Origin of the sequence: Dyadobacter sp. SG02 (assembly GCF_900109045.1) — a bacterium.
Lineage (GTDB): Bacteria > Bacteroidota > Bacteroidia > Cytophagales > Spirosomataceae > Dyadobacter.
On record NZ_FNYL01000001.1, the window covers coordinates 376,385 to 402,502 of the forward strand.

The following is a 26,118-nucleotide window of genomic DNA, read 5'->3' on the forward strand; positions in this document are numbered from 1 at the left end:
CGTCTTGAATTAAGAAGCTGCAATATCAGGGTTTTTCAAAGACCAGCTCACATCTTTGTTGACATTCTGTTTAAAATTTAAATTCTTCTCGGTATTTTATTAAATTTGCCTATACTATGGTCATTTCATAGTTAGTTAAATAGTCAATATTAACTATACACATTACTATGTACTACAAATTTATCAAGGCCGCCCTGCTGGCGGTCCTAGCCTCGTGCAATGCGTTTTCGCAAGACTCGCTTATCATTAAAAACCGCTTCCTGGAAAGAAAATTCACGATTCATGATAATTCTTTCTACACATCGCGTTTCCAGCATCTTCTGACGAACAAAGATTACAGCCGCCCTGGCTCGGAAGAGTTTTATTTTACGATTAACGGTACACCTGTAAGTAGTAACGGCGCGAACGGTTTATTTAAATACACCAAACATACCTTAACCCGGACGGCCGACGGCATCCAGCAAGTGGCTGTGCAACTGGCCGGCAAACCGGGAACGACTGCCGAAAGTGTGATAGTGGATTTAAGCTATGAAGTCTATGACGAGTTGCCGGTTGTACGGAAGCAAATCAGCATTACCAACCGTAGTACCAAACCTATCGCCATCGCCGATCTGGAAGTCGAACGGCTAAATCTTGTCCCTGTTTCTTCCCAACAAAGCGAATTGTACACCAATTACGGCTCCCGGTTCGCCTGGCGGCCTTACACTGGCGATCACCACGATGCAGCCATTTTTGTGTACAATAATTACGCAAAAGAGGGCTTTATCCTCGGCAATGAGGCGCCCAGCATTCTCAAAAAGACGGAGGTTTACGCGGATCACCATCGCATTTCAGTCGGTATGACCAGTTTAACCGATCATTATCCGTTTAAAAAGTGGATCGAACCGCAGGAAACATTTAATAGTCCCAAAACTTTCATCTGCCTCGTAAAATCCCAGAAATGGGAAGACGCTTTCGAAGGCCACTTCGCTGACTTCATACGTACACGCCTGGGCGTGAAACTCTTCGAGCGGAAAGAAATCCCGTTTACATTCTACAACACCTGGCGACCTTTTTATACCAATATCAATGACACACTCGTCACACAGCTCGCCGACGGCCTCGAAGGCACCGGCACCGACCTTTTCATTATGGATGCGGGCTGGGAAAACAACTATGGCGACTGGGAGCCGCATCCAAAACGCTTCTCCAACGGCTTGAAACCGGTGACTGACCACATCCGCAAAAGAGGAATGAAAGCCGGTCTCTGGATGGGGCTAGCGTCGGTGGACAAAAACAGCAAGCTATATAAAGACCATCCGGAATGGGCATTGTTCGACAAAAACGGCGAGCCCGCGTACCTGCATGAGGAAATGAAAGGACGCGTCACCATGTCGCTGGCGTCGGGTTATCTCGATTATATTTTAGCAAAAATTAAAAAGCACGTTCGCGAGAACGACCTTGCCTACATTAAACTGGACCTCGCCATGGCCAACTCGGCCTATGTGCTCGACTATTCCAAAAAAGGCGATTACAAATCCGACGGCAAAGGCTACAAAGACCGCGAAAGCTCCTATTATGCCATTTACGAAAAAGCATTGCAGCTCTTCGATGACCTGCACAAGGAATTCCCCGACCTGCTCGTAGACTGCACCTATGAAGTATGGGGTGAATATTACATCAATGACTACGCATTGATCGAACATGCCGACTACGACTGGCTCACCAATTACGACGACGACGCGCCCGTCGGCCCGATCAACATCCGCCAAATGGCCTTCGACCGCAGCCGCGCCATTCCCACAGCGACCAACCTGATCGGCAACCAGTTTATGGATTCGCCCTATTCTAAATACACATTCCTGTCACTGGCGTCTGTCAAACCGATCCTCGTCGGTGATTCCCGAAAACTCCCGAAAGAACTGAAACCATGGTACCTGAAATGGAACACCTGGTTTAAAATGATGGACAAGAAATACCAGTTCACACGCTTCTCGTACGTTTCAGACATCTTTCAGAGGCCGACTATGAGTAACTGGGACGGTGTGTACAAATTCAACAAGGAGAAGCAGGGCGGCGTGCTGTTCTTTTTCCGGAATGGGTCCGTTGAAAGTTCGCGGACGTTTGCATTCCCGTTTGGGGAGCCTGGGAGTCGTTACCGCTTATTCTCTCCGGAAGATGGGAAGGATATCGGTGTGTTCAGTGGGAGGAATTTAACGGAAAAAGGTATTCAAATACAGATTGAAAAGCAGTTCGACGCGAAGGTATTAGGGATTGAGAAACTAAATTGATTCACAGATTTGAACTACGCTGTAAATGTAAAACAGCCGACATTAGCGTCAGCTGTTTTACATGAAGACCATTCAACTTACCCAAAACGGAAGGTAAAAAACCCGAGCCAATTACTGAGTGTTCCCCGCATGCACCCGGAAGGGATCTGTTGAGGGAATGATGCTGGGATGAAACAATAACTTGGCTTCTGCTATGTCCCTATATAGACTATAATTATTCGGAGCCTGGCGCAGAAGTTTAGAGGTTTCCACATTTTGAAGCAGGAAGTAATTGTTCGCGCCGTCTATTCCATAAGATACATATGTCCCTTTATCAGTTGCGTTGCCCGACCAGATATAGCTCGTTCTAAAAGTATAGGTAGCGCCGACGGGAATATTGATACTCACAGGCAAATACGTATCATCCTCAGGAAGCGAAAAATCCTTATAACTGGGAAATTCCACGCCACCGGAGTAAACCGTAAAATCCTTGCGAAGGAAATAAGTAGCAGGGCTTGACGGCGGCGGCGCGATCCGTTTAATAGTAACCCTTACCGGAAGCTCGATAAAAAAGAATAGGCTAGCTGAACTGATAATCCAGTCGGCTAAACTCGGCTCTTTAATTACGACATTCGGACTTGCGGGTGTTGCCGTGGCATATACCACCGTATCGTGCCGAACCGGACTGTACTCCAAGACATTATAAAATTCGGCTTTAACAAATTCAAATTCACAATCGAATTCCCTCGGAGTTCCGTCGACGCGGCTGCAATTCGTAACGGGGTCCGGTATGTTGTGATCCTGGCAAGAAAATGCCATGGCTGTGATAAAGACAACCGCGAATGCGATTACCCGAAGAAAGGAATAGTGTTTCATTCGTGTGTTTTTTGTAGTGTATGCGCGAAGGTACCTAAAATCTGCGAATCAAGTCGACATTACTTACCATGTGGTTACATAAATTTAATAAGCGGCCGTAAATGCGGGGAGGAGCGATAACATCAGGGTAGGATCAAACGCAAAATAGCCGCTCCTGATGATTCAGAAGCGGCTATTTGTGGAGAATATCGGATTCGAACCGACGACCTCTTGCATGCCATGCAAGCGCTCTAGCCAACTGAGCTAATCCCCCATTTCAATTATTGCCGATGGTCACTTTTGGCCACACGACCCTCATTTGAGGAGTGCAAAGATGAAACGGAGAATTTTCAGATGCAAGCACCGGCGCGAATTTTATGAATCAAACCGTATCTTTTCCAACAGCGTCACCGCGAGCCCCCGCCAAATGCCTTGGCTAGTAGCCAGATAACGATCGCAACCACGCCTACTACCAGAATTACGCCCGTCCAGACGCCGGTTTTGAAAATGTCACCGATCAGTTCACAGCTGGTGAGCGTAAATGACAAGAGAAGGATTATCAGAAGATTGATGTAAGCTTTCATGGGAAGGAATCATTTAGGTTAGTGATGATTCGCAACCTTCAAAAACCATTCCATGAAAGGTCTGAGGAGCATTAGTTATTGGTAAAGATCCATCGGGATCAGGCTGTGTCTGTCGTTTAGCAGCAATTTTTCAAATAAACGTACGGTCGCTTCCGCATCGCCGTGGGCACGGTGGCGGTTTTCAATCATGATTTCCAGGCTTTCGCAGAGATTTCCAAGACTGTACGATTTCAGGCCCGGAAAGATTTTGCGGCTCAGCTGAACGGTACAAAGCAAGTCACGCTGGAAGTATTCATCCAACGCACCAAATTCGCGTTTAAGGAATCCGTAGTCAAACTTCGCATTGTGCGCTACGAACCACGCGTCGCGGGTCATGGCCCTTACGGCATCCTGCACATCATAAAAGGTGGGAGCATCTTTCACCATTTCGTTATCGATCCCTGTGAGGCGGGTGATAAATGGCGGAATGTACATTTCCGGATTAATCAGTGAGTGAAAAAAATCGACGATCTGGGCACCATCATGTCTGAAAACGGCAATCTCGGTAATGCGTGAAGTCCCTCCCCCGCCTGTCGTCTCAATATCAACTATCGCATACATTAATTACTCACACTGAAATGGTTACTCACTAATACTGTCATCATCCGGAACGTCATCGGAAAGGCTTTGATAATGCAAAAAAACGAAAAAATCCCCGCCGAAGCGAGGATTTTCTTCAATAACAGGGAGGCATCTACGCAAGTGGGCAGTGATCAGTCCAGTTGAAATGCGATCGGCAGCGTGAACTTAACCCTCACCGGAACGCCCGCCTGCTTGCCGGGCATCCAGTCTTTCATCATTTTCACGACTCTTACTGCCTCTTCATCGCAACCAAACCCAATGCCCTTGATTGCGGCCGCATTCTCTATTTTTCCATCAGAACCTACTGTAAATTGCACGAATACCTTACCTTGAACACCCGCTTGCGATGCTGGTCTCGGATATTTAAGGTTTTTGCGCAGGAATGCCGCCATCGCTTCATTTCCTCCCGCATATTGTGGCGACTGTTCTACAAATGTAAGAGTCTCTTCTTTCTTCATCTCGACACCTGCAGCCTCTGCCTTGGGAGCCGGTACGTTCACTGCCGGAGGAGTAATATCGGTCACATCATTTGCCCCATCTACCGTTGCTGTTGAAGGTTGCGCGTCGCTGAGGTCCTCTATGGCCGGCGGCAGCTCTTCAATTTCAACCTTGTTGTCGGGCAGTACTTCTGGTGTCAGCGACTTCACCGTCTTTGGTACAGGCGCAAGTTCCTCTTTCGCTGGTGGCGGAGCCGGCGGCTCTTCCATGGTGATGTTGACGGTCTCCGCCTCCACGAGCCACGCTACATCGTCCGGCTTGGGGTCAGGAATAAGCTTGGCATAAAGTTTCGGGAACATCACCAGCAGCAAAAAGAACGCTACGCCCATTACTACCGCCCGCTGGACGGTCTGTCCGTAACCTTTTCTCAGATCATACGCACCGTACGACTTGTTACGGTTCTCGAAGACGATGTCATTGAGGGATTTTTCCATGGCTAACAGATTTTGATGATCAACACTCAGATTCAGGAGGGTTTGCGCATCAGCTGCATTTACCATATCCTGGTAAATCTGCTCGAATGGCTTGCCATCCCAAAGACTTTCTTCCGCTTCACAAGCCAGGTGATCGAGGATCTCCGGAAGCAATTCCGGATCCAGCTTGTTTGCCTGCAAATACTTGCTTATTTGGTCAATGCGATTTTCCTGAAGGCGTTTCATAGATCGATCTGTTTAGAGATTAGCCATGTACCAGATTGTTTATTCTGTTGCCAGATTTTTTGGGGCCAGCAGTAACCTTACTGCGTCTATAAAACGTTCTAAGTCATTAGTTTTAGTACGGGCGGTTTCATTTCCGCGGTGCGTCAGGGAATAATATTTCCGAAGACGACCATCCACCTCCACCGACTCGGTCAGCAACAGTCCTTCCTGTTCCAGTTTATGGAGTACGGGATAGAGCGCACCGAACGTCAGAGCGATAGCGCCGCCTGTTCTGTCTTTTACTTCCTGGGTAATCTCGTAGCCATACATGCGGTCGTGCTCTGCCAGCAAATTCAACACGATGGTTTTCAATGTACCCCGTACATACTCGTTACTCGTTGTGTTATTCTCCATGAGTGAAATTTTTATATAGCAAATATATATAAGTTTTTTATATATACAATACAAATCTACAAATTTCTTTTGTTGAGGTCAAGGGAAATTTACAACTAACTCTCAGCCAATGGAATAGAGCGATTGATGCGTTCCTCCAGCGAAATAAAGGTTTCTGTCCGCTGGATACCATTCACTTTCTGGATTTTATCGTGGAGGATCTCCCGAAGGTGTCCGGTATCCCTGCACACGATTTTCAGGAAGATGCTATAAATACCGGTGGTGTAGTGGATATTCACAACTTCAGGGATCCCTTCGAGCTCCGTCGCCACCTGCTCGTATAACGAACTTTTATCGAGGTAGATTCCCAAAAAAGCACTGATATCCCAGCCCAGCTTCGTCGGGTCGATCACGAGCTGGGAGCCTTTCACGATACCCATTTGTTCCAGTTTTTTCATGCGCACGTGTACCGTCCCACCCGAGACAAAAACGCGCTTACCGATTTCAGTGTACGGTAACGCTGCGTTCTCAATCAACAGGGAAAGGATGCGCAGATCGGTATTATCAATATCTGAATATTTTTGCATTTCGTGTTAAAAGTTTGAATTCTTCGCAACAATTAAGCTCAAAATATGAAAGAATCGTAAATTTTAACAATTTTAAATGAAAATATTTTAGAATTCAGATCAGAAGTTTTAGTTTTGCAAAACCAAATTATAAAAAGGCCGTAGCAATATTGCTTTTACTTAGTTTGAGATCACATTGTAGGGTGATGAAATTGGCAGCCATGCCCTCCTGTCTCGGGGGTGGTGAATAAGGGATAAACGCGGCATAATGCCGACGCAAGTCGACTGGGGTGGACCACCAACAGTATTTGTACCGTAGCTAACCGCACCGTGGGTGGTTCGAATCCCCCTCCTACAGCAAAAAAAACTTGACAAGCGATTTTTTTCGTATTAGTTTTATTTGGTTTTTAGTTTGTTGATGAAGTGTAATTTGACACGCGGGTTCATTTTGAAACCTGCGTGTTTTTTTTACGGCTACATCTAAGGTTCAATCAGGCTGATTATCAACTCAATGCCACCTACCTCCGACCAATATCGTTCCGATAACAACACCGATCAACGCAACTACAAACAGGATAACCGGCAGCAGCGAAACCAGGGTTGCTGACCTATCGGATTGAAAATAGAATTTCAAAGCCAGGCTTACAATAAGTAATAGGGAAAGCACCAGTATCGGGTACAAAACTTGCCGGTACTGTTCCGGATATACATAGGTTTGGTTCTGCCGGGCAAGCAGCAATACTTTGCGGATATAATAGACCAAACCAATCCCCTCAACGGCAATGGCCAGCCAAAATATTATTTTCATGGTGCCTTAATTGATAACCAGCTAAATTATCAACTATAGTGACACTGAGGAATTCTGCTTATCAATCGGAGCCATAAATGAGCGAAGCGCTGGACTCACTTAAATTTTCTGACCAACCAAATCACCAAACTAACTTAAATGCAAAAAGCCCAGACTCTCTGAGCTTTTGTGCAGTCTGGCTGGGCCGACACACCGGTGGGACTCGAACCACGCGGCGGATCGCCCGTGACCCCATGCGTGACACCCTGCGCGGGCCGGACATGTATTCTAAACAACTGAATTAACAAACTCGTGTAAAATGCAAAAAGCCCAGATTTCTCTGAGCTTTTTGTGCGGTCTGGCTGGGCCGGCACACCGGCGGGATTCGAACCACGCGGCGGATCCCCTGTGACCTCATGCGTGACACCCTGCGCGGGCCGGACATATATTCTAAACAATTGAATTAACAAACTCGTGTAAAATGCAAAAAGCCCAGATTTCTCTGAGCTTTTGTGCAGTCTGGCTGGGCCGGCACACCGGCGGGACTCGAACCGCGCGGCGGATCGCCTGTGACCTCATGAGCGGGCCGGACATGTATTCTAACCAACTGAATTAAGAAACTCGTGCAAAATGCAAAAAGCCCAGATCTCTCTGAGCTTTTGTGCGGTCTGGACGGGACTCGAACCCGCGACCCCATGCGTGACAGGCATGTATTCTAACCAACTGAACTACCAAACCAAAAAATAAAGAACTTCAACTTAATCGGCGGTCTGGACGGGACTCGAACCCGCGACCCCATGCGTGACAGGCATGTATTCTAACCAACTGAACTACCAAACCGATTCGTTTCACAATCGTTTTTGTAAAACGTGGTGCAAAACTACTATTAATATTTACGATTGCAACACCTTACACAGCAATTTAGTTATTTTATTTGTAAAACAATAATCCTTCAACTAAGAATATTCTGAGAATGAAATAGTTGAACCACCAGAAAAATTTATGACTTTCATCAAAGAAATTTTAACCGAACTCGAAAAGCTCGCCCCGCTGCCCTACCAGGAGGATTATGACAATGCGGGATTGCTGGTCGGCTCGCAGGATACGGAAGTAACCGGCATCCTCTTCACGCTCGACATTACCGAGGACATCGTCGACGAAGCCATTCAAAAGCAATGCAACCTCATTGTAGCGCACCACCCTATCATTTTTAAAGGCCTCAAAAAGCTCAATGGCAAAAATTATGTAGAGCGGACGGTGATCAAGGCCATCAAAAATGATATTGCGCTTTACGCCACCCATACCAACCTCGACCATGTCACAGGTGGAGTAAACTGGCAAATTGCCAGGCGGCTTGGACTACAAAACATTAAAGTACTGGCTCCCAAAAAACAGATACTGACGAAACTGGCCTTTTTCTGCCCGGTTGAGAATACGCAAGAAGTGCTCGATGCGCTGTTCGAAGCAGGGGCGGGAGAAATCGGCGAATACAGCAATTGCAGTTTCCGTAGCGAAGGACTGGGCACTTTTCTTCCCGGAGAAAAAGCGAAACCGGCCATTGGCGAACGGGGAGCGCTGGAAACGGTAAAGGAACATCGCGTGGAAGTAATGCTGCCCACGCATTCGCAAACGCAGGTGCTGAGCGCACTCAGACGCTCGCACCCGTATGAGGAAGTCGCCTATTATCTGTCCGCACTCGAAAATGAAAACCAGGAAGTGGGCGCCGGGGCGATCGGCGAGCTTCCCGAAGCAATGGATTCAACCTATTTTTTGACCTATTTGAAGCATCATATGGAGGCATCGGTCATTAAACACACGGAGCCGGCCAGCAAAGCGATCCGGCGCGTGGCGGTATGCGGCGGAGCGGGCAGTTTTTTGTTACGCAATGCCATTTCAGCAGGAGCCGACGTATATGTTACGGCAGATTATAAGTATCACGAATTTTTCGACGCGGAAGGACGCATTATGATCTGTGATATAGGACATTACGAAAGCGAAGTATTTACGAAAAATTTATTACATGACTATATATCAGGAAAATTTAGTAATTTCGCACTCTGTTTGTCAGAAATCAGTACCAATCCGGTGCGGTATTTTTCCTAAAAACCGGTTTTGACAACGAATTCTGCTGATAATCTGTTTAAATTAGGGCTGACTACCTCACATTTCAAGCATTGAAACAAGTCCATAAAAGACATACATGGAAAACACAATCGCACAAAAACTAGATGCTCTCCTGAAACTTCAGGAAATCGATTCAAGCCTTGACGAAATACTAAAAACCCGCGGGGACCTTCCTGAAGAAGTGAGGGACCTGGAAGATGAAATTGCAGGATTCGAAACGCGTTTAGGAAAGTTTAAATCTGAAATTGCCAATCTGAACACAGAAATCGACAATTTCAAAAATGCACAGAAAGAAGGGGAAAAACTGATCAAGAAATACAAAGATCAGCAGATGAACGTCCGCAACAACCGCGAGTACGACGCCATCACCAAAGAAATAGAACTGCAAGAACTCGATATGCAACTGGCCGACAAGAAGATCAACGAAGCCAGAGCCCGTATCCGCCTCATCGAAGAAGACGCCAATCGCGCGGAATCTATCCTGAATGAAAGAAACGAAGATTTGAAAGCAAAGAAAAACGAGCTTTCGGTCATCACGTCGGAAAGTCAGGCCGAAGAGCAGGCTTTGATTGCAGAGAGAGACAAGCACGCTAAGAAAATCGAAGAACGCTTACTGAAATCTTACCAGAAAATCCGTGATAACTCGCTTAACGGCCTGGCCGTTGTGCATGTACAGCGCGGAGCTTGCGGCGGATGTTTCAGCATCGTTCCTCCTCAGCGCCAGGCTGATATCCGTGAGCGTAAGAAACTGATTGTTTGCGAGCACTGCGGACGTATCCTTGCTGACGTAGAAAGTGTTCAACCGGTTCACCAGCGCCGCTAGGATTTTTAATATTAAATTGAAAGGTTGTCTTATCCGGACAACCTTTTTTTATGTGCATTACCATGAGCAGGAATTATTCAAAGGATCCCTATGCGACATTCCGGTTGCTGTTGTGCCTGCTCCTATTCCCGCTTCTCCCCCAGTATACGCTCGCTGCCGAAGAGCAAAACGACGTGGTTTTCTCGCCAAAGCTGCAAAAGGCCTATTTTGAAATACAAAAACTGAGATTACCCGCAGCGCGCGAGTTGATCGATGATGAAAGGGCCGGCAATCCTGATAACCCGTTCATCGCTTACCTCGACAGTTATGCCGATTTGCACTACCTGCTCATTGCCGAGGACCGCTCACGCTATAAGGTTTTCATCCAACAGCAGGACAAACGGCTTGAATTATCGGGGAAATTGTCGGAGAAATCACCCTACAAACGGCTGTTCCAGGCCGATATCCGCCTGCATTCCGCATTTGCCAAGCTCAAATTTGGTAATGAGGTGAGCGGTTCCTGGGAAATCATCAAGGCCTACCGGCTGTTGGAAGATAACCGGAAAAAATTCCCCGCATTCACTCCTACCCTCAAATCGCTCGGGCTGCTACACGTGCTGATTGGCTCGATTCCGGAAAACTATACCTGGATAGCCAAAATCCTCGGACTGAAAGGCAACATCGCGCAAGGCATCCGCGAGCTTCGTGAAGTGGTCAAAGAAGAGCCTTTTTTCAAACAGGAAGCTGAACTGATTGACTTGCTATTGCATGCTTACACATTGCAACTAAGCACAGAGCAGCAAAACCGGATCCGCCAATGGCCCAAAGAACAGCCCGACAACCTGCTGTTGCATTTCTTCGCCACAACCGTATTAATGAAAGAAAACCGGAGCGAGGAAGCTTCGCATTTCCTTGCCGGTGCCCCAACAGGCAAGGAATATATGCCCTTTCCCTTCCTGCATTACCTACGTGGAGAAATTGCGTTGCAAAACGGCGACTATGAAGAGTCGTTTGCTTTTTACAGCAGGTTTTTGAAACAATATACCGGATTCAATTACATCAAAGACAGCTATTTCAAAATGTTCATGTGCCGCTGGCTCGCCGGACGAGACCAGGAGGCAGCAAGTTATATCCAGAAGGTAACCCAAACCGGCAGTACCATTGTAGAAGCCGATCAGTTTGCGGAAAGGATCGCGAAGGAATTCAGTGAAGGGAAAATCAGTCCGAGACAAAAAGTGCTGTACAAGGCCAGGTATGCGACGGACGGAGGTTATTTTCAAAAGGCATCGGAGCTAATGAGCACCGTTTCTGAAAAAAGTTTCGGCACAACTTATGAAAAGGCCGAGTTCAATTACCGTATGGCCCGAATTCTGCAAAAATCCGCCCGTACGAATGATTCTGTGCCATTCTACGACCGCTCGATCGCATTGGGGCAGGCAGACACGGGCGCAGGAGGTTTTGCGGCGTCCTCGGCATTACAAATGGGTTATATTTATCAAAAAAAGGCTGATAATCAGAAGGCTGTTATGTATTTCAAAAAAGCCATGAGCTTTAAAAAGCATGAATACAAAAACAGCATCGATAACAAAGCCCGTGCTGCGCTCACGGAGCTGGGGCAATAACATTTGTTACCAAATCGCACTTTCCGCGTATCAAGGATACAAGCATTAATGTATCCTTCCATATGCCCAGAAAAAAGAGCGACAATCCGAAAGTGATCATCAACTGGCACGATGATGACAAACCACGTGAAAAGTTCATGAACAAAGGCCGGGCTGCCTGTTCGGACTCCGAGTTGATGGCAATCCTGATCCGTTCCGGCACGAGGGAAATGACCGCGGTCGACCTGGCAAAGGCATTGATGACATCGGTAGGTAACAACATCAACGAACTCGCCAAACTGAATGTCAGGGACCTGACGAAGATCAAAGGAATAGGCGAAGCGAAGGCGTTGAGCATCCTGGCCGCGTTGGAACTCGGGCGGCGGCGCAGGGACATTATTCCCGGTAAAAAGCGCAAGATCATCGGCTCCGAACCGGTCTACGAAGCCATGCGCCCCTATCTGATGGACAAAACGCATGAAGAATTCTGGATTTTGCTGCTTAATCGCGGAAACTACGTCATGCGCGCCATACAGGTGAGCATGGGTGGCATTTCGGGCACGGCTACCGACGTGAAGATGATATTCAAAATCGCGCTGGACCATATGGCCAGTTCGCTGATCCTGGTGCATAACCATCCTTCGGGGCAGTTGATCCCGAGTCTGGCAGACAAGGTGCTTACCGAGCAAATCAAACAGGCAGGCCGAATGCTCGACCTGCCTGTTCAGGACCATCTGATCTTTACAGACGACGGCTATTACAGTTTTAAAGATTCCGGCGAAATGTGATCAGAACACCGATTCCGTCCGAATAATGCCTTTCAGTTCCTCGTATGGGATCGTAAACTCGATCGGTCCGCGGGCGTAGGCGGCTATTTCGTATGGATTATAAAAAAACAGCACTCCTTCCGGGGTAAACACATAATTGGCAGGCATGAAAAACTTGTGGTTCGCAAGGAAATAACCGGCATCTTCCAGGTCGACGCCGGGTGTCAGTTTTTCCAGCTCGCGGAACTTCTTTTCGACCAGGTTCAACAATGCTACTGAATCTGCCACAAAGCGTTTCATTTCGATCTCATCGCCCGTTTTGCCGTCGAATGCGTGGTACGAAGTGAAACTGTTCGGATGCGCACCGCCCGTAAAAGCGTAGTGATCGAATTGATAAAAAAGCACTTTCGGAGTCGTCATCACGGTATCTCCGTGTAATTCAACCTCCCAGCAACCCGGCGCGTCGGGAAAATCCTTTTTGAATTCGTTGTAGTTCTTTTGAAAGTCTTCGAATGCCGCTTTCGGGTTCTTAATAGCCTCCAAACGTGCTGTGGCACTTGCCGGGTCGCCGTAGGAATTGAGCCGCTTGATCGTCTTGTCGGTCAGAATTTCCCGGATTTTAGTAGCAACCACCCCGGAATCAGTTGGTTGCCAGAGATTGATAATCACAGAAACACCTTTATTGGCGACTGTATCACAACCTCCGAACTGTTCCTTTTTTACCTTCCCCGCCCGGAAGCCGGCCTCGACAACCGCATTATCTTTTTTAGACGACTGGTTACATGCCCAAAAAGACACAACGCCGAGCATCAGAGCAGCCATTTGCTTCAAACCCATAAACTTTGGTTTTAATGATTCGGGAAAATATTAAAGGCTCATCAATTCTTTAAAACGGATGGCCTGACGGCGCGAGATCTCGATTTTATCGCCGCCTTGCAAGGTTACCAGAAGACCGCCGCTGAACCATGGCTCGATCTTCTCGATCCAATGCAGGTTGATAATGTGCTTGCGGTTGGCGCGGAAATACGTATTCGGGTCCAGGCGCTCTTCCAGGTTGTTCAACGATTTCAACACCAAAGGCTTCTGGTCATCGAAATGCAGGCGGACATAGTTCCCCATCGATTCGAACAGGCGGATTTTACCCAGTTTTACAAACCAACATTTCTCTCCGTCTTTCACAAAAACCTGATCATTTTCACCAAGGACTTTCTCCGCGCGCTCGTTGGTATGCGCGAGGGCTTCCGGCTGGGCCTGGTTTTCTTCAATGCGGTGAATGGTTTCCTTCAACCGTTCGGTATCGATCGGCTTCAACAGGTAATCCAGCGCATTGAACTCGAATGCCTTGATGGCATACTCGTCGAATGCGGTCGTGAAAATCACTTCCGGGGTTTTGCCTTCGATCGATGACAGCAACTCGAAGCCATTTTTACCCGGCATTTGAATATCCAGAAAAAGCAGCTCGGGCTGTTGTTCTTCTATGAGTTTCAGCGCCTCTTCCGCATTGGCGGCTTCTCCTACTATTTCAATTTTAGTGTATGGTTCAAGCAATCTCTTCAACTCGTTGCGCGCTAGTCGCTCATCATCTACAATTAAGGTCCTCATGGCGGATGGATCAGTTAGGAATAATAAACAGATAGTATATTGATTTGGTCATTAGTTCTCTTTTCCGGACCCCTCTCCCACCATCATCACCTCTTCCGAAAGCATCGGTATTTTAATTTCGGAGCAAACCACATTCTCCTTTTCCTGAAAAATCCGGAATGATGCGGCCTTACCGTACAAAATCGATAATCGTTCGGCGGTGTTTTTTAACCCAACCCCACCCGACTCGGTATTGCCCAGGTTGCCGGCGTTCACTTCCGTACTGCCCAGATTACCCGAGTTATGGATCGTGATCACAAGCAGCTCATTTGCAATTTCCGATTTTAAGCCGATAAATCCGCCTCCCATTTGCTTTGCCACACCGTGTTTGATACCGTTTTCGACGAGCGTTTGTAACATCATCGGCGGTACCTGCCAGTAAATAGCCTGCGGATTGGTGGTAATGCTGTAACAAAGACGTTCCTCGTATCGCACTTTTTCCAATTCAAGATAATCTTCCACCGTCCGAAGCTCTTCCTGCAAATCAACCGTTTTGCGGCGATCGGCCAGCAACGAATTCCTCAATATATTGGATAGCTGCGTAATGCTGAGCTGCGCGCGTTTGGGATCTTCGTACACGAGTGCGCGGATGCTGTTCAACGCATTGAATGTAAAATGCGGATTGAGCTGCGAACGAAGCACCTTAGCTTCCGCCTCCCGCATCGACATTTTCAGCATAATCTTCTCGTAGCCGGCCAGGCGGTTCTGTTCAATATAATGGTAAACCGTGTAAGACAAGATCCACGCCAACAGGATTTTACACCAGTTGGTATAGTAGCCCCAGAAAATTAGCGGCTGGTTGAACAGGTTCTGTTCGAGAATTTCGCGGTCCATTGGCTGATTAATCATCGTCATGATGAGCCCCAGCCACAATACCGAACCGATCACACGCAATGCCAGCCTCGGCAACGGTAACGACGACCAGTTCCACCGCCTGATCACCAGCCGGTATACGTGAGTAAGACAAATGCCCAGGAGTATATTGGCCAGTGCAGAATAGAATTCAGGTAGCTTAAAACCATATTCCAATACATAAGGGATGTATTCGAACATGACAATCAATGTCCAGCCAAGAATTTGCAGAGTCCAATAGATGCGCTTTTTGGACGTGAACATAGGAACGCTGATGATGTATTGAAAAGCCACAAATGTATTAATGCACCCTCAGGAGAGGTACATTAATACACCAATGGAAACGAATCTACACAAACGGCTGCTATATCGTTTGCGGGATTTCGATGGAAAGAAGGTGTGTGATATCGTTGCGCACTTCCAGTTCGAACTGCTGCGTATCGTAGGAGTAATTGATCTTATAGAGGCACAGATTGCTGTGCTCGTAGTCGTCCATCCGTACCAGCGGCTCGTTGAAAAGCGTCGTCAGCAATACGCGCATGGCACGGCCGTGCATGGCGATGAGGATGTTGCGCTCATGCGGGCGTGAGAGGATCGTTTCGATCACCGGAATCTGGCGTGCACGTACGTCTTCGGGGCTTTCGCCGCCTTCGGCAGCGAGGTTCACTTCTCCTGACTTCCAAGCATTTACCAATCCTCGGTAATAGTTGTTGTCACCCGTGTTAGGTTCGCGGCCTTCGCGGTCGCCCCACGATATTTCGTTCAACCCGGAATAGCTTTCATGGGGTATACCCAGCCTGATGAACCCGCGGACGGTTTGATGTGTTCGCTTTAAATCAGAGGTATAAATTTTGTCAAACGGAACATGTTGGTAAGCATTAAAAAAAGCTTCGGCCTGAGCTTCTCCCCATTCATTCAGCAAGGAATCAACACCACTTCCCTGAACAACTCCCCTGCGATTAAAATCAGTTTCACCGTGGCGAATGAGGTAAATCGATTTTCTTTTCAAAGTAATAGGATAATTTAAATATAAAATTTACAAAAACCTTGTTTTTTATCCGCAAAGCCAATACAAATTTATACATTTTTTAGATATGTTTGCTAAAACCGTCACCGTCGATTCACTACAATCTTTTGGAAAGAACAGCATCGCCCATCACATCGGAATAGAGTTTACGGAAATCGGAAAAGATTATGTGTCAGCGAAAATGCCCGTGGATAAGCGGACGCACCAGCCGTTCGGAATTTTGCATGGCGGGGCGTCGGTAGTACTGGCTGAAACGCTTGGGAGTATCGCGTCGTTTTTAACCATTCCCGAAAACGAGAACAAACACGCCGTAGGGCTGGAAATCAATGCGAATCACCTCAGGCCGGTGAAAGAAGGGTATGTGTACGGAACTGTACGGCCGATCCATATCGGCAGGACCACGCATATCTGGGACATCCGCATTACCAATGAAGAAGACAAACTCGTTTGCATCAGCAGACTCACGGTTGCTATTGTGAATGCAGACCGCTAACATTATTTTGCAGAAAATTGACCTAACGGGACTCGCCCATTCGTTATAAAATGCTATCAGTACAGACCGACACCGGGATTTCGATATTTGAAGGATTACAGATTCAGGAGCTTTGGCATGCTTCTAAAATGATGGGTTTCCCGTCCGCATTGTGGCGCCTGCCGCATACCAACGAAATCAAATTGCTTATTTCCGTTCAGGAAGGCACCCGTAAATGCCTCCCCGAACTCGAAAAAATGAGCCCGGGCTTCGTAATAAGCACATTCTACTGGGAAGACGACCAGGAGGTACTGTTCCTGGAAGGCGATATTATTCTCACGTTCTCGGAAGATAACCGGATCATGCAGGTTGATAACCAGCTGGGCGAAGAACATCCCGAAGTAAAACGCCTGGTACAACTCGCATTAACTACCACTACGGAAGACAACCACCACCAGGCGCCGGCCAGCTCGCTACTCCCGTTAAGTGATCACCTCGATGCCAAATCCCGCTTCGAACGGACTGTGGAACTTGCCGTAGCGGCGATTCGCCAGAACCAGTTCAAAAAAGTGGTGCTTTCACGCACGAAAGACCTCCGCTATACCGACGCGTTTCAGCCCGCACAGGCTTTTCAAAGGCTCGTAAAAGCTTATCCTCACGCATTTGTTTCACTGGTAAACCTTCCGGAAGAGAACGAGCTGTGGCTGGGAGCAAGTCCCGAGTTACTGGTAGAGCAAATGTCTGCCGGTACTTTCAAGACCATGTCCCTTGCAGGTACGCAAGGCGCACGCGACACATCGGGCGCGCTTATACCCAAGTACGACATCCGATGGGGTGAGAAAGAGATTGAGGAGCAAGCGCTTGTGAGCCGGTACATTATTGAATGCTTTAAAAAAATCCGTCTGCGCGAATACCTCGAAACAGGACCTAAAACGGTGCTGGCGGGTAACCTGTACCACCTGAGAACCGTTTTCGAAGTCGATACCGTGGCGCTCAACTTCCCCGAGCTGGCTTCTGTAATGCTGAAACTCCTGCACCCGACATCGGCCATTTGCGGCGTTCCCAAAGCGCCCAGCCTCCAATTCATCAACAACGTAGAAGGCTATAACCGCTCCTATTACAGCGGCTTCCTGGGCCCGGCACAGGTGGGCGGCGATACCCATTTGTTCGTAAACCTCCGCACTGTGCGGTTTAAAGACGGCATTGCGACATTTTTTGCCGGTGCGGGAATCACGGAAGACTCTGTTCCTGAGCAGGAATGGCTCGAAACCGAGCTCAAATGCGATACTTTGCTCAAAGTGATCGGCAGTTCCTTATAAAAAAATTAGCAGGCATTAAACTTTTATAGCAGGGAAAAGTCTAATCGGTTCGAGATTAATATCTAATTTTGAACAAACCTCTGAATAGGACGCATTTAGTCCGCCAGACTCCTAAACCATTTTAAGCCCAGGTTAACAAACCCTATGAACGTTATCGCAAGATCTGCCCGTGCAGAAGGACTGCCAAATTTAACCAAATCCCTTTCTTCACTTTTCATTGCCGGTTCACTCTTTATTACGCTTTCGTGCGGAGAAAAAAAGGATACCTTTCAACAAAGAGGCGGTGGCGGCCCCACTGTCGTAGACGTGATTGTTGCGAAATCCGAGAAGGTGAGTGACAAGGTAGAAGTGAACGGTACCATCGTGGCCAACGAATTCGCGGAATTACGGCCGGAAGTGAGTGGATTACTTACTTTCCTGGATGTTCCGGAAGGCAAAACAGTACAAAAAGGCACCGTCATCGCCCGGATCAACAGCGCCGACCTCCTGGCGCAGCTCAACCGGTCGAAAATACAGCTCGACCTCGCCGAAACAACCGAGAAAAGGCTGAAACAGCTGATCGCCGTCAACGGTATCAACCAGGCCGACTACGACCTTGCCACCAACAATGTCAATACCCTCAAAGCCGATATGGCGTACACGCAGGCACTGATCGACAAAACGATCATCAAGGCGCCGTTCACGGGCGTGATAGGCTTGCGCAAGGTGAGCGCGGGCTCGTACGTGACGCCCCAGAGCATTATCGCAACAATGCAACAGCTCGCCAACCTGCGGATCGATTTCACGGTTCCCGAAAGCTACCAGCAATATGTGAACAAAGGCGGTACCGTGGAAGTAATGCTCGACCAGGCTTCCGGCAAATATGAAACAGCCCGAATCCTCGCCATTGAACCGCAAGTGAACCAAACTACCCGCAACCTCACGGTACGCGCGGTACTGAACTCCGGCTCTACAAGTCCCGGTTCGTTCGCGAAAGTATATATCGCTGCCAACAGTAATAAAAGCAGCATTCTGATTCCCAGCAACAGCATTATTCCCGAAGCAAGCAGCAAGAAGGTTGTAACCGTGAAAAACGGCAAAGCGGTTTTCGCACAGGTTGAAACCGGCGACCGCAGGGAAGATGTGGTGGAAGTAACCAAAGGCCTGAATGTAGGCGATACGGTGGTTGTTTCGGGTGTACTTTTTGCCCGTCCCGATGCTCCTGTGAAAGTGAGAAGTGTACGAAACCTGAACGTGGCGAGTAAGTAACAACCCCATACTATGAATATTTCAGAACTATCCCTGAAACGGCCCGTTCTGGCGGTCGTGATGAACCTGCTCATCATCCTTTTTGGTGTAGTAGGATATAACTTCCTGTCTTTGAGAGACTATCCGGCGATCGACCCTCCGATCGTGAACGTGCGAACGAGCTACACCGGTGCCAATGCCGACATTATCGAGAGCCAGATTACCGAACCGCTCGAAAAGAGCATCAACGGGATTCCCGGTATCAAGAGTATCAGTTCTTCGAGCCAGATCGGGTCGAGCAACATTACCGTAGAATTCAACCTTGAATCGGATCTGGAGGGCGCAGCCAACGACGTCCGCGACAAAGTGAGCCAGGCGGCTAGAAGTCTTCCACAGGACGTCGATGCGCCCCCGGTGGTAAGCAAGGCTGATGCCAATTCGGATTTCATCCTCATGCTGGCCGTTCAAAGCCCCTCCAAAGGCTTGCTGGAACTCAGTGACTATGCCGAAAATGTCTTGCAGCAAAGTTTGCAGACCATCGATGGTGTCAGCAGTATCAATATCTTCGGACAGAAACGGTATGCAATGCGTATCTGGCTTGATCCGGATAAGATGAGCTCTTACAACATCTCGTTCAATGACATTACCTCTACCCTGGCGGCCGAAAACGTGGAATTGCCCGCGGGTAAGATTTACGGCGATAATACAGAGCTGACGATCCGCACGATGGGGCGGTTAAAGAGCGAAAAAGAATTCAACGACCTAGTCATCCGCAACGACAGCATCGGCATTGTAAGGCTATCCAATGTAGCAAAAGTGGAGTTGGGTCCTGAAAATGAAGAACAAAGCTGGAAATACAATGGTATGTATGCCGTAGGTCTTGGCGTAGTTCCTCAGCCGGGCGCTAATTACGTGGAGATATCCGACGAGTTTAACAAACGCCTCGCCGAAATCCAGAAATCGAACAAATCGGACATTACCTTCAACGTATTGATCGACAATACCCGTCTTGTGAGGCAGTCGATCAAAGAGGTAGAGGAAACACTCCTGATAGCCTTTTCCCTCGTGGTAATAGTGATCCTGTTCTTCTTCCGGAACCTGCTGGTGGCCGTTCGCCCGCTGATAGACATTCCGATCTCACTGATCGCGACATTCTTCGTCATGTACCTGTGCGGGTTCTCGATCAATATCCTTACGTTGCTCGGGATCGTCCTCGCGACAGGCCTCGTGGTCGATGACGGTATTGTGGTCACGGAAAACATCTTCCGTAAGCTGGAAAGCGGGTTGCCGATCCGGCAAGCTGCACTGGAAGGTAGCCGGGAAATCTTTTTTGCCGTTATCTCCACATCGCTAACGCTCGCCGTGGTGTTCCTGCCGGTGATCTTTCTGCAAGGATTTGTGGGTAGCCTTTTCCGGGAGTTCGGGATCGTCGTCGCATCCGCTGTACTTATTTCTGCGTTCGTTTCGCTCACCATTACTCCGGTACTGAATGTCGTTCTGAACCGCAAAGACGCCGGTCATGGCTGGTTCTACAATAAAACAGAGCCATTCTTTACCGGAATGGAAGATGGTTATAACCGCATGCTTCGCGGGTTTATGAAAGCGAGGTGGATGGCATGGGTGCTGGTCGTTGCCTGCGGTGTGCTGATCTGGTTTACCTATTCGCATTTACAGAGCGAACTGGCGCCGATGGAAGACCGCAACAGCATTCGTTTCAACCTTTCAGCCCCGGAAGGAACCAGTTTCGGGCAAATGCAGCAGGTTTCCGATCAGCTCAGCGATTTCCTGAATGATTCGATCCCTGAGAAAGCATTCACATTCTCCGCCACACCGGGTTTTGGCGGCGGTGGGGTCAACAGCGGCACCGGCCGTATTGGCCTTGTACCTGCCGATCAACGCAGGAAAAGCCAGAATGATATCGCACAGGAAATCAATAAAAAGCTCTCCCGTTTCAATGACGCACGGATTTTTGCGACCCAGGAACAAACGATTTCGGTCGGTACAGGTTCCAGGGGCTCTCTGCCGGTGCAATTTGTATTGCAAAACCTCGATTTTGATAAACTAAGTGAAGTCCTTCCCAAATTCCTGGACGAAGCACGCCAGGACCCGACTTTCCAGAATGTGGACGTTAACCTGAAATTCAATAAACCGGAAGTACGCCTGACGATCGATCGCCTCAAAGCGCGTGATCTGGGCCTATCGACGACCGATGTGGCGGCGACTATTCAGGCTGCATTCTCGGGACGTCGTCTTGCTTACTTCATTATGAACGGGCAACAGTACCAGGTGATCGGGCAGGTAGAACATTCAGAACGCAACAAACCTGCGGATATCGAAAAACTGTATGTCCGCAACAACCGGGGTGAAAACATTCCGCTGACTGCTGTCGTGCATATGGAAGAAGAGTCCGGCCCGCCGACCATTTACCACTACAATCGCTATAAAAGCGCTACTGTTTCGGCCTCTTTGGTGGAAGGCAAAACCATCGGCGACGGCGTGGAAGCAATGCGCAGGATCGGCGCTAAATTGCTAGACGAATCTTTCCAGACATCGCTTACCGGTCCTTCCCGCGACTTCGAGGAAAGTTCTTCCAACACCAGCTTCGCATTCGGGTTGGCGCTTTTGCTTGTGTACCTCGTACTCGCAGGCCAGTTCGAGAGCTTCACCGACCCGTTCATCATCATGATCACCGTGCCGCTGGCATTGGCGGGCGCGTTACTGAGCCTTTATTTATTTGGATTAACCATTAACATCTTCTCGCAAATCGGCATGATCATGCTGATCGGGCTTGTGACGAAGAACGGTATCCTCATTGTGGAATTTGCCAACCAGAAGCGCGAACAGGGCATGGGAAGAATGGCGGCTGCGGTCGAATCGGCGACGCAGCGTTTGCGCCCGATCCTGATGACGAGCCTTGCAACCGCATTCGGAGCGTTACCGATTGCGATGAGTCTCGGCGCTGCGGCTACCAGCCGGGTACCGCTTGGAGTCGTGATCGTGGGCGGTCTGATGTTCTCGCTGATCCTGACGTTGTTCGTGATCCCGGCGATTTACACATTCATTTCACCCAAAAAACACAAGGTAACGGAAGAGCAGAAAATGGCAGAGGAGCTTGTGGCTTAACGGATATTCTTTTTACAAAATCAACTATTGTTTTTTACATGGGCTCGCTCACCTTCTTTAAGAAATACCAATACACATTCCTACTTTTTCTGCTTTGCTCCGGTAGCAGCTGGGCCGGACATCCGGGCGCCAGTTCACCGGCCGACACGCTGGCGCTTACGCTCGAACAGGCTGTGGCTACCGCACTCAAAAACAGCTACGAAATCGAGATTGCCAAAAATAATGTCGATGCCAATACGATCATGAACAACTATGGCGTAGCCGGCGGCTTACCGACAGTTGCTCTTAACGCCAGCAACACGGAGCAGATCACGCAGGTAAACCAGAAGCTGAACACCGGTGTCGAGATCAGTCGAAACGCAGCTGCCGGTAACAACACCCAGGCAAACCTTTCTGTGGGAATGCTGCTGTACAATGGGAAACGGGTGGTAGCCACCAAGAAACGCCTCGCCGAACTGCAATACCAAAGTTCCGAAGTGCTCAATTCACAAATTCAGAACACGATTGCGCTGGTCATGACGAGCTATTATGATGTCGTTCGCCAACTGAGCTATATCAACACGATCCGCACATCTATTATCGCATCCGAAAAGCGTCTCGAAATCCTGCGGGTGCGGAAAGAGGCTGGTATGGCCAACAATGCCGACATTTTTCAGGCGGAGATTGATTTAAATACATTGAATCAGACTTTACTGAACCAGCAAATGGTATCGCAGGTAGCCAAAACAGAGCTGCTTCGTACGCTCACGCTCGATCCCAAATCGGCGGTGACTATCAAGGATACCATTACAGTGGATAACAATATGCAGCTGGCCTCCGTCATAGACCGGCTGGCTTCGAATGCCGACATTAAAGCGGCAGATCATCAGATCCAAATCAACGAACTGATTGTAAAAGAAACGGCGGCACTCCGCTATCCTACGGTTCGTTTTAATGCGGCGTATAACTTTACCCGCAACCAAACGGCAGCCGGTCTTACATTGCTCAACCGCGTGGCGGGTCCGCAGGCAGGCCTCACGCTGGCGGTACCGATTTACAACGGCTCGGCATTCAAACGCCAGAAACAAGCCGCTGAAATCGATACAAAAACGGCTGAATTGCAGAAAAGCACGCTGCTCCGCGATTACAGCGCCAATGCGGTGAAGATGTACCAGACCTACCAGAGCTCGATCGAACAGCTGGAAAACCAGAAGAAAAACTATGCGCTCAGCAAGCAGTTGCTCGACCTCACATTGCAACGTTTTGAACTGATCCAGGCTACGATCATCGACGTACGCGAGGCACAACGCAGCTTCGAGGAAGCAGGTTACCGACTGATCAACCTGAACTTCGCCGCCAAATCAGCTGAGATCGAACTGAAAAGACTCAGCAACACGCTTCAATAGAGTCATTTACCATCCCCGGGAATTTTCGTCCCGGGGATTTTTTTGCCGCTGCTGGCACGTAATTTTTTTCATGAAAGATTAAAAAGTCATTAAACCTTTAACCGGCTTTTCAATCTAACTGGCTCACCTTCAACCTGACATACCCCACGCATTGCGTGTGTGTTATGGCCAATGCCGTCATGAAGAAAATACTACTGATCGTTTCACTCCTGAATTTTCTGTGCATTCAACTTCATGCGCAAGACGAACCGTCTACAAACTACCCCATTACCGGAAAACTCGAAGATTCGGAGAAAAAGCCGGTGCCATTTGCCAGCGTGGCACTTCTGGCCGCAAAAGACTCCGCATTGATCGGTGGCGGTACCGCCGATGAGAACGGGCTTTTCAATATCCCTGCCGAACCGGGCAGCTACCTAATCAAAATTACCTTCCTGGCTATGGATGAAAAGATCATCCCCAACGTGCGGGTAGCAGCTCAGCCCGTGGCTTTGGGTACCATTACGCTCACATCCAGCGCCCGGGTGCTCGACGAACTCGTAGTGCAGGGCGAAAAGAGCCAGATGGACCTTCAATTGGACAAGCGGGTATTCAATGTGGGGAAAGACCTGGCCAACATCGGTGGTAATGCTTCGGATATTCTCAACAATATGCCCTCCGTAACTGTGGATGTGGAAGGTAATGTGGCACTTCGCGGCAGCGGCAATGTCCGCATTCTGATTGACGGCAAACAATCGGGTATGGTTGGGCTGAACCCTGCCGAGGCATTGCGCCAGATCCCGGCCGACCTGATCGAAAGCGTGGAGATTATTACCAATCCGTCGTCGCGATATGACGCCGAGGGTGAAGTGGGAATTTTGAATATTGTAATGAAGAAAAATATCCGCTATGGGTTGAATGGCACATTTACAGGTACGGCAGGCTATCCTTCCAATTTCGGGGCTTCTTTCAATGTCAATTATCGCAAGAAAAAAATCAATCTGATCGCCAATTACGGCTGGATGTACCGCGATGGTCCCGGTCGCGGGCATTCGAGACAGGAATATAACAGTGCCGATACCAGCTTCGTATATGAACAAACCAACCGGCGCAACCGGGCGGGTTATTCGAACAACGTCCGGGTAGGTTTGGATTATTTTTTAAACAACTACAACACGCTTACCGCCACCCTCTCCGTCCGCAAATCGCAAAACGACAACAAATCACTACTTGAATACCGGGATTTCGACATGAACAATGCCCTCACACGCACGGTTACGCGCAGCGAGGACGAAACCGAGCCAAGGACCAATATCGAGGCCGCACTGAATTACCGCAAAACATTCGAAAGAAAAGGACAAAGCCTGACGTTCGATGCTAAATACATCCTCAGCGACGAAACGGAGGCCTCCAAATACCATGAAATTGCTGATAATAATTCGGTCGATATCCGCCAGCGTTCTTACAATACGGAGGATGAAAAAAACTTTCTGGCCCAGCTGGATTACATTCATCCTCTGGGCAAGGACGGCAAGCTGGAAGCCGGGCTGAAAACATCCATCAGGCTGCTGGATAATGATTTTTCCGTCCACCAGGAACAAGGACCCGACTATTGGCTCATTTTGCCCGAATATGACAACCGGCTGGCCTACGACGAGAAAATCCACGCCGGATATGTCATGGCGAGCAATCAGTTCGGAAAGGTTTTCGTGCAGGCCGGGGTGCGTGGCGAGTACACCGACATTCTGACCGAACTGAAAAAAACAGCCCAAACCAATCACCGGCAATATTTTAACCTTTTCCCGAGCATTCATTTATCTTACAAACTGCAAGATGCCCAGACATTGCAGCTCAGTTATAGCTACCGCCTGAGCCGCCCTAATTTCCGGGATCTGCTCCCATTCTCCAATTTCAGCGATTCACGCGTGTTCCGCGCAGGTAACCCGCTGCTGAACCCCGAGTTCACGCATTCGTTCGAAGCGGGACATTTGCTGAATATGAATAAGGGAACGCTGCTTTCGAGCATTTACTACCGCCGCAGGTTGGGCGTGGTCGAGAATATCACGTCCGTCGATTCAACCGGTTTTACCACCATTACCCCTATTAACCTGTCGACAGGCGACTCGTATGGGTTTGAGTTCAACCTTACCTACGATCCGGCCCCATGGTGGAAACTCACGGCCAATGCCAATATTTTCCGGGCGATGAACGAGGGTTATTACAACGATAAGTTGTATCAAAGCGACACCTATTCCTGGACCAGCCGGTTCTCGTCACGCATTACGCTGTTCGGTTCGGTGGATTTTCAGTCGTCGCTCAACTACCGTGCACCAAGGCGTACTACCCAGGGCAAGGACTTATCGATCTATTTTATCGATCTTGGCTTGTCCAAAGACATTCTGAAAGGCCGCGGCACACTTACCGCGAGCGTCCGGGATTTGCTCAACTCCCAAAAGCGCCGGAGCATTACCGAGAATGCGGGCTACTATTCGTATTCGGTATTCCAATGGCGGCCGCGCCAGTTTCTGGTCACATTATCCTATCGCCTGAACCGCTCGAAAGAGAAGCAGAATATGGAGAAACAAGGTGAAATGAACGATGAAGATTAAAT

At 48.6% G+C, this 26,118-nt stretch carries 22 protein-coding genes and 3 tRNA genes; 11 read left to right on the forward strand and 14 right to left on the reverse strand.

Annotated elements, in window-relative coordinates; genetic code table 11:
- Positions 1–167: 167 nt before the first annotated feature.
- Positions 168–2,270, forward strand: a complete 2,103-nt coding sequence (locus BMW93_RS01605) for an alpha-galactosidase (RefSeq protein ID WP_090373448.1) — start codon at positions 168–170, stop codon at positions 2,268–2,270.
- Positions 2,271–2,381: 111 nt separating this feature from the next.
- On the opposite strand, the gene BMW93_RS01610 is transcribed toward BMW93_RS01605, so the two are convergent.
- The 10 genes from BMW93_RS01610 to BMW93_RS01650 all read right to left on the reverse strand — a co-directional run bounded on the left by BMW93_RS01610 (position 2,382) and on the right by BMW93_RS01650 (position 8,031).
- Positions 2,382–3,125, reverse strand: a complete 744-nt coding sequence (locus tag BMW93_RS01610; protein ID WP_090373449.1) for a hypothetical protein — start codon at positions 3,123–3,125, stop codon at positions 2,382–2,384.
- A 179-nt stretch (positions 3,126–3,304) separates the two neighbouring features.
- Positions 3,305–3,378: transfer RNA gene (locus BMW93_RS01615), tRNA-Ala, on the reverse strand.
- Between the two features lie 133 nt (positions 3,379–3,511).
- Entirely contained in the window at positions 3,512–3,688 is a 177-nt protein-coding gene (locus BMW93_RS35355; protein WP_177193981.1) for a hypothetical protein, read from the reverse strand.
- Positions 3,689–3,763: 75 nt separating this feature from the next.
- Positions 3,764–4,288, reverse strand: coding sequence for a PolC-type DNA polymerase III (locus BMW93_RS01620; RefSeq protein ID WP_090373450.1), 525 nt, complete (start codon positions 4,286–4,288; stop codon positions 3,764–3,766).
- Between the two features lie 152 nt (positions 4,289–4,440).
- Positions 4,441–5,466 (reverse strand): energy transducer TonB, encoded by a 1,026-nt coding sequence (locus BMW93_RS01625; protein WP_090373451.1) that lies wholly within the window; start codon positions 5,464–5,466, stop codon positions 4,441–4,443.
- A 39-nt stretch (positions 5,467–5,505) separates the two neighbouring features.
- Positions 5,506–5,859 (reverse strand): PadR family transcriptional regulator, encoded by a 354-nt coding sequence (locus BMW93_RS01630; RefSeq protein WP_090156642.1) that lies wholly within the window; start codon positions 5,857–5,859, stop codon positions 5,506–5,508.
- Positions 5,860–5,954: 95 nt separating this feature from the next.
- Positions 5,955–6,425: an Lrp/AsnC ligand binding domain-containing protein gene (locus BMW93_RS01635; protein WP_015814589.1), complete on the reverse strand. Its 471-nt coding sequence runs from the start codon at positions 6,423–6,425 to the stop codon at positions 5,955–5,957.
- A gap of 487 nt (positions 6,426–6,912) precedes the next feature.
- The gene (locus BMW93_RS01640; protein WP_090373452.1) at positions 6,913–7,212 is read right to left on the reverse strand and encodes a hypothetical protein; all 300 of its coding nucleotides are present in this window, start codon (positions 7,210–7,212) and stop codon (positions 6,913–6,915) included.
- Between the two features lie 643 nt (positions 7,213–7,855).
- Positions 7,856–7,929, reverse strand: a tRNA-Asp gene (locus tag BMW93_RS01645).
- A 28-nt stretch (positions 7,930–7,957) separates the two neighbouring features.
- A tRNA-Asp gene (locus BMW93_RS01650) sits at positions 7,958–8,031 on the reverse strand.
- A 162-nt stretch (positions 8,032–8,193) separates the two neighbouring features.
- On the opposite strand from BMW93_RS01650, the gene BMW93_RS01655 reads away from it, so the two are divergent.
- From BMW93_RS01655 to radC, 4 genes are all read left to right on the forward strand, one after another.
- Positions 8,194–9,294, forward strand: coding sequence for a Nif3-like dinuclear metal center hexameric protein (locus BMW93_RS01655; protein ID WP_090373453.1), 1,101 nt, complete (start codon positions 8,194–8,196; stop codon positions 9,292–9,294).
- A gap of 97 nt (positions 9,295–9,391) precedes the next feature.
- Positions 9,392–10,138: a zinc ribbon domain-containing protein gene (locus tag BMW93_RS01660; RefSeq protein WP_090373454.1), complete on the forward strand. Its 747-nt coding sequence runs from the start codon at positions 9,392–9,394 to the stop codon at positions 10,136–10,138.
- 62 nt (positions 10,139–10,200) lie between these two features.
- A complete protein-coding gene (locus tag BMW93_RS01665; RefSeq protein WP_229240132.1) occupies positions 10,201–11,739 on the forward strand; it encodes a hypothetical protein in 1,539 nt (512 codons plus the stop codon).
- A 62-nt stretch (positions 11,740–11,801) separates the two neighbouring features.
- On the forward strand, positions 11,802–12,506 hold the full coding sequence (radC, locus tag BMW93_RS01670; protein WP_090373456.1) for a RadC family protein: 705 nt from the start codon (positions 11,802–11,804) through the stop codon (positions 12,504–12,506).
- On the opposite strand, the gene BMW93_RS01675 is transcribed toward radC, so the two are convergent.
- The 4 genes from BMW93_RS01675 to BMW93_RS01690 all read right to left on the reverse strand — a co-directional run bounded on the left by BMW93_RS01675 (position 12,507) and on the right by BMW93_RS01690 (position 15,987).
- Entirely contained in the window at positions 12,507–13,322 is an 816-nt protein-coding gene (locus BMW93_RS01675; protein WP_090373457.1) for a DUF3298 and DUF4163 domain-containing protein, read from the reverse strand.
- A gap of 30 nt (positions 13,323–13,352) precedes the next feature.
- Positions 13,353–14,087 carry a LytTR family DNA-binding domain-containing protein gene (locus tag BMW93_RS01680; protein ID WP_090373458.1) on the reverse strand — a complete coding sequence of 245 codons (735 nt, stop codon included), beginning with the start codon at positions 14,085–14,087 and terminating at the stop codon, positions 13,353–13,355.
- Positions 14,088–14,138: 51 nt separating this feature from the next.
- Positions 14,139–15,242, reverse strand: coding sequence for a sensor histidine kinase (locus tag BMW93_RS01685; RefSeq protein ID WP_090373459.1), 1,104 nt, complete (start codon positions 15,240–15,242; stop codon positions 14,139–14,141).
- Between the two features lie 100 nt (positions 15,243–15,342).
- The gene (locus BMW93_RS01690) at positions 15,343–15,987 is read right to left on the reverse strand and encodes a histidine phosphatase family protein (RefSeq protein ID WP_090373460.1); all 645 of its coding nucleotides are present in this window, start codon (positions 15,985–15,987) and stop codon (positions 15,343–15,345) included.
- A gap of 85 nt (positions 15,988–16,072) precedes the next feature.
- Here BMW93_RS01690 and BMW93_RS01695 point away from each other — a divergent pair, with 85 nt between their 5' ends.
- The 6 genes from BMW93_RS01695 to BMW93_RS01720 all read left to right on the forward strand — a co-directional run bounded on the left by BMW93_RS01695 (position 16,073) and on the right by BMW93_RS01720 (position 26,116).
- The gene (locus BMW93_RS01695; RefSeq protein ID WP_090373461.1) at positions 16,073–16,498 is read left to right on the forward strand and encodes a hotdog fold thioesterase; all 426 of its coding nucleotides are present in this window, start codon (positions 16,073–16,075) and stop codon (positions 16,496–16,498) included.
- Positions 16,499–16,548: 50 nt separating this feature from the next.
- The gene (locus BMW93_RS01700) at positions 16,549–17,796 is read left to right on the forward strand and encodes a chorismate-binding protein (RefSeq protein WP_090373462.1); all 1,248 of its coding nucleotides are present in this window, start codon (positions 16,549–16,551) and stop codon (positions 17,794–17,796) included.
- Between the two features lie 144 nt (positions 17,797–17,940).
- A complete protein-coding gene (locus BMW93_RS01705; protein ID WP_090373463.1) occupies positions 17,941–19,044 on the forward strand; it encodes an efflux RND transporter periplasmic adaptor subunit in 1,104 nt (367 codons plus the stop codon).
- A gap of 12 nt (positions 19,045–19,056) precedes the next feature.
- Entirely contained in the window at positions 19,057–22,146 is a 3,090-nt protein-coding gene (locus tag BMW93_RS01710; RefSeq protein WP_090373464.1) for an efflux RND transporter permease subunit, read from the forward strand.
- A 38-nt stretch (positions 22,147–22,184) separates the two neighbouring features.
- A complete protein-coding gene (locus tag BMW93_RS01715) occupies positions 22,185–23,531 on the forward strand; it encodes a TolC family protein (protein ID WP_090373465.1) in 1,347 nt (448 codons plus the stop codon).
- Between the two features lie 179 nt (positions 23,532–23,710).
- Positions 23,711–26,116: a TonB-dependent receptor gene (locus BMW93_RS01720; protein WP_090373851.1), complete on the forward strand. Its 2,406-nt coding sequence runs from the start codon at positions 23,711–23,713 to the stop codon at positions 26,114–26,116.
- Positions 26,117–26,118: the final 2 nt, after the last annotated feature.

Bases quoted from the DNA above. Each gene is read 5' to 3' on its own strand.
- BMW93_RS01695 (WP_090373461.1), top strand. From the start codon at position 16,073: ATGTTTGCTAAAACCGTCACCGTCGATTCACTACAATCTTTTGGAAAG.
- BMW93_RS01705 (WP_090373463.1), top strand. From the start codon at position 17,941: ATGAACGTTATCGCAAGATCTGCCCGTGCAGAAGGACTGCCAAATTTA.
- radC (WP_090373456.1), top strand. From the start codon at position 11,802: ATGCCCAGAAAAAAGAGCGACAATCCGAAAGTGATCATCAACTGGCAC.
- BMW93_RS01640 (WP_090373452.1), bottom strand. From the start codon at position 7,212: ATGAAAATAATATTTTGGCTGGCCATTGCCGTTGAGGGGATTGGTTTG.
- BMW93_RS01680 (WP_090373458.1), bottom strand. From the start codon at position 14,087: ATGAGGACCTTAATTGTAGATGATGAGCGACTAGCGCGCAACGAGTTG.
- BMW93_RS01685 (WP_090373459.1), bottom strand. From the start codon at position 15,242: ATGTTCACGTCCAAAAAGCGCATCTATTGGACTCTGCAAATTCTTGGC.
- BMW93_RS35355 (WP_177193981.1), bottom strand. From the start codon at position 3,688: ATGAAAGCTTACATCAATCTTCTGATAATCCTTCTCTTGTCATTTACG.
- BMW93_RS01620 (WP_090373450.1), bottom strand. From the start codon at position 4,288: ATGTATGCGATAGTTGATATTGAGACGACAGGCGGGGGAGGGACTTCA.
- BMW93_RS01625 (WP_090373451.1), bottom strand. From the start codon at position 5,466: ATGAAACGCCTTCAGGAAAATCGCATTGACCAAATAAGCAAGTATTTG.
- BMW93_RS01710 (WP_090373464.1), top strand. From the start codon at position 19,057: ATGAATATTTCAGAACTATCCCTGAAACGGCCCGTTCTGGCGGTCGTG.
- BMW93_RS01655 (WP_090373453.1), top strand. From the start codon at position 8,194: ATGACTTTCATCAAAGAAATTTTAACCGAACTCGAAAAGCTCGCCCCG.
- BMW93_RS01700 (WP_090373462.1), top strand. From the start codon at position 16,549: ATGCTATCAGTACAGACCGACACCGGGATTTCGATATTTGAAGGATTA.
- BMW93_RS01660 (WP_090373454.1), top strand. From the start codon at position 9,392: ATGGAAAACACAATCGCACAAAAACTAGATGCTCTCCTGAAACTTCAG.
- BMW93_RS01675 (WP_090373457.1), bottom strand. From the start codon at position 13,322: ATGGGTTTGAAGCAAATGGCTGCTCTGATGCTCGGCGTTGTGTCTTTT.
- BMW93_RS01665 (WP_229240132.1), top strand. From the start codon at position 10,201: ATGAGCAGGAATTATTCAAAGGATCCCTATGCGACATTCCGGTTGCTG.
- BMW93_RS01720 (WP_090373851.1), top strand. From the start codon at position 23,711: ATGAAGAAAATACTACTGATCGTTTCACTCCTGAATTTTCTGTGCATT.
- BMW93_RS01605 (WP_090373448.1), top strand. From the start codon at position 168: ATGTACTACAAATTTATCAAGGCCGCCCTGCTGGCGGTCCTAGCCTCG.
- BMW93_RS01630 (WP_090156642.1), bottom strand. From the start codon at position 5,859: ATGGAGAATAACACAACGAGTAACGAGTATGTACGGGGTACATTGAAA.
- BMW93_RS01715 (WP_090373465.1), top strand. From the start codon at position 22,185: ATGGGCTCGCTCACCTTCTTTAAGAAATACCAATACACATTCCTACTT.
- BMW93_RS01635 (WP_015814589.1), bottom strand. From the start codon at position 6,425: ATGCAAAAATATTCAGATATTGATAATACCGATCTGCGCATCCTTTCC.
- BMW93_RS01610 (WP_090373449.1), bottom strand. From the start codon at position 3,125: ATGAAACACTATTCCTTTCTTCGGGTAATCGCATTCGCGGTTGTCTTT.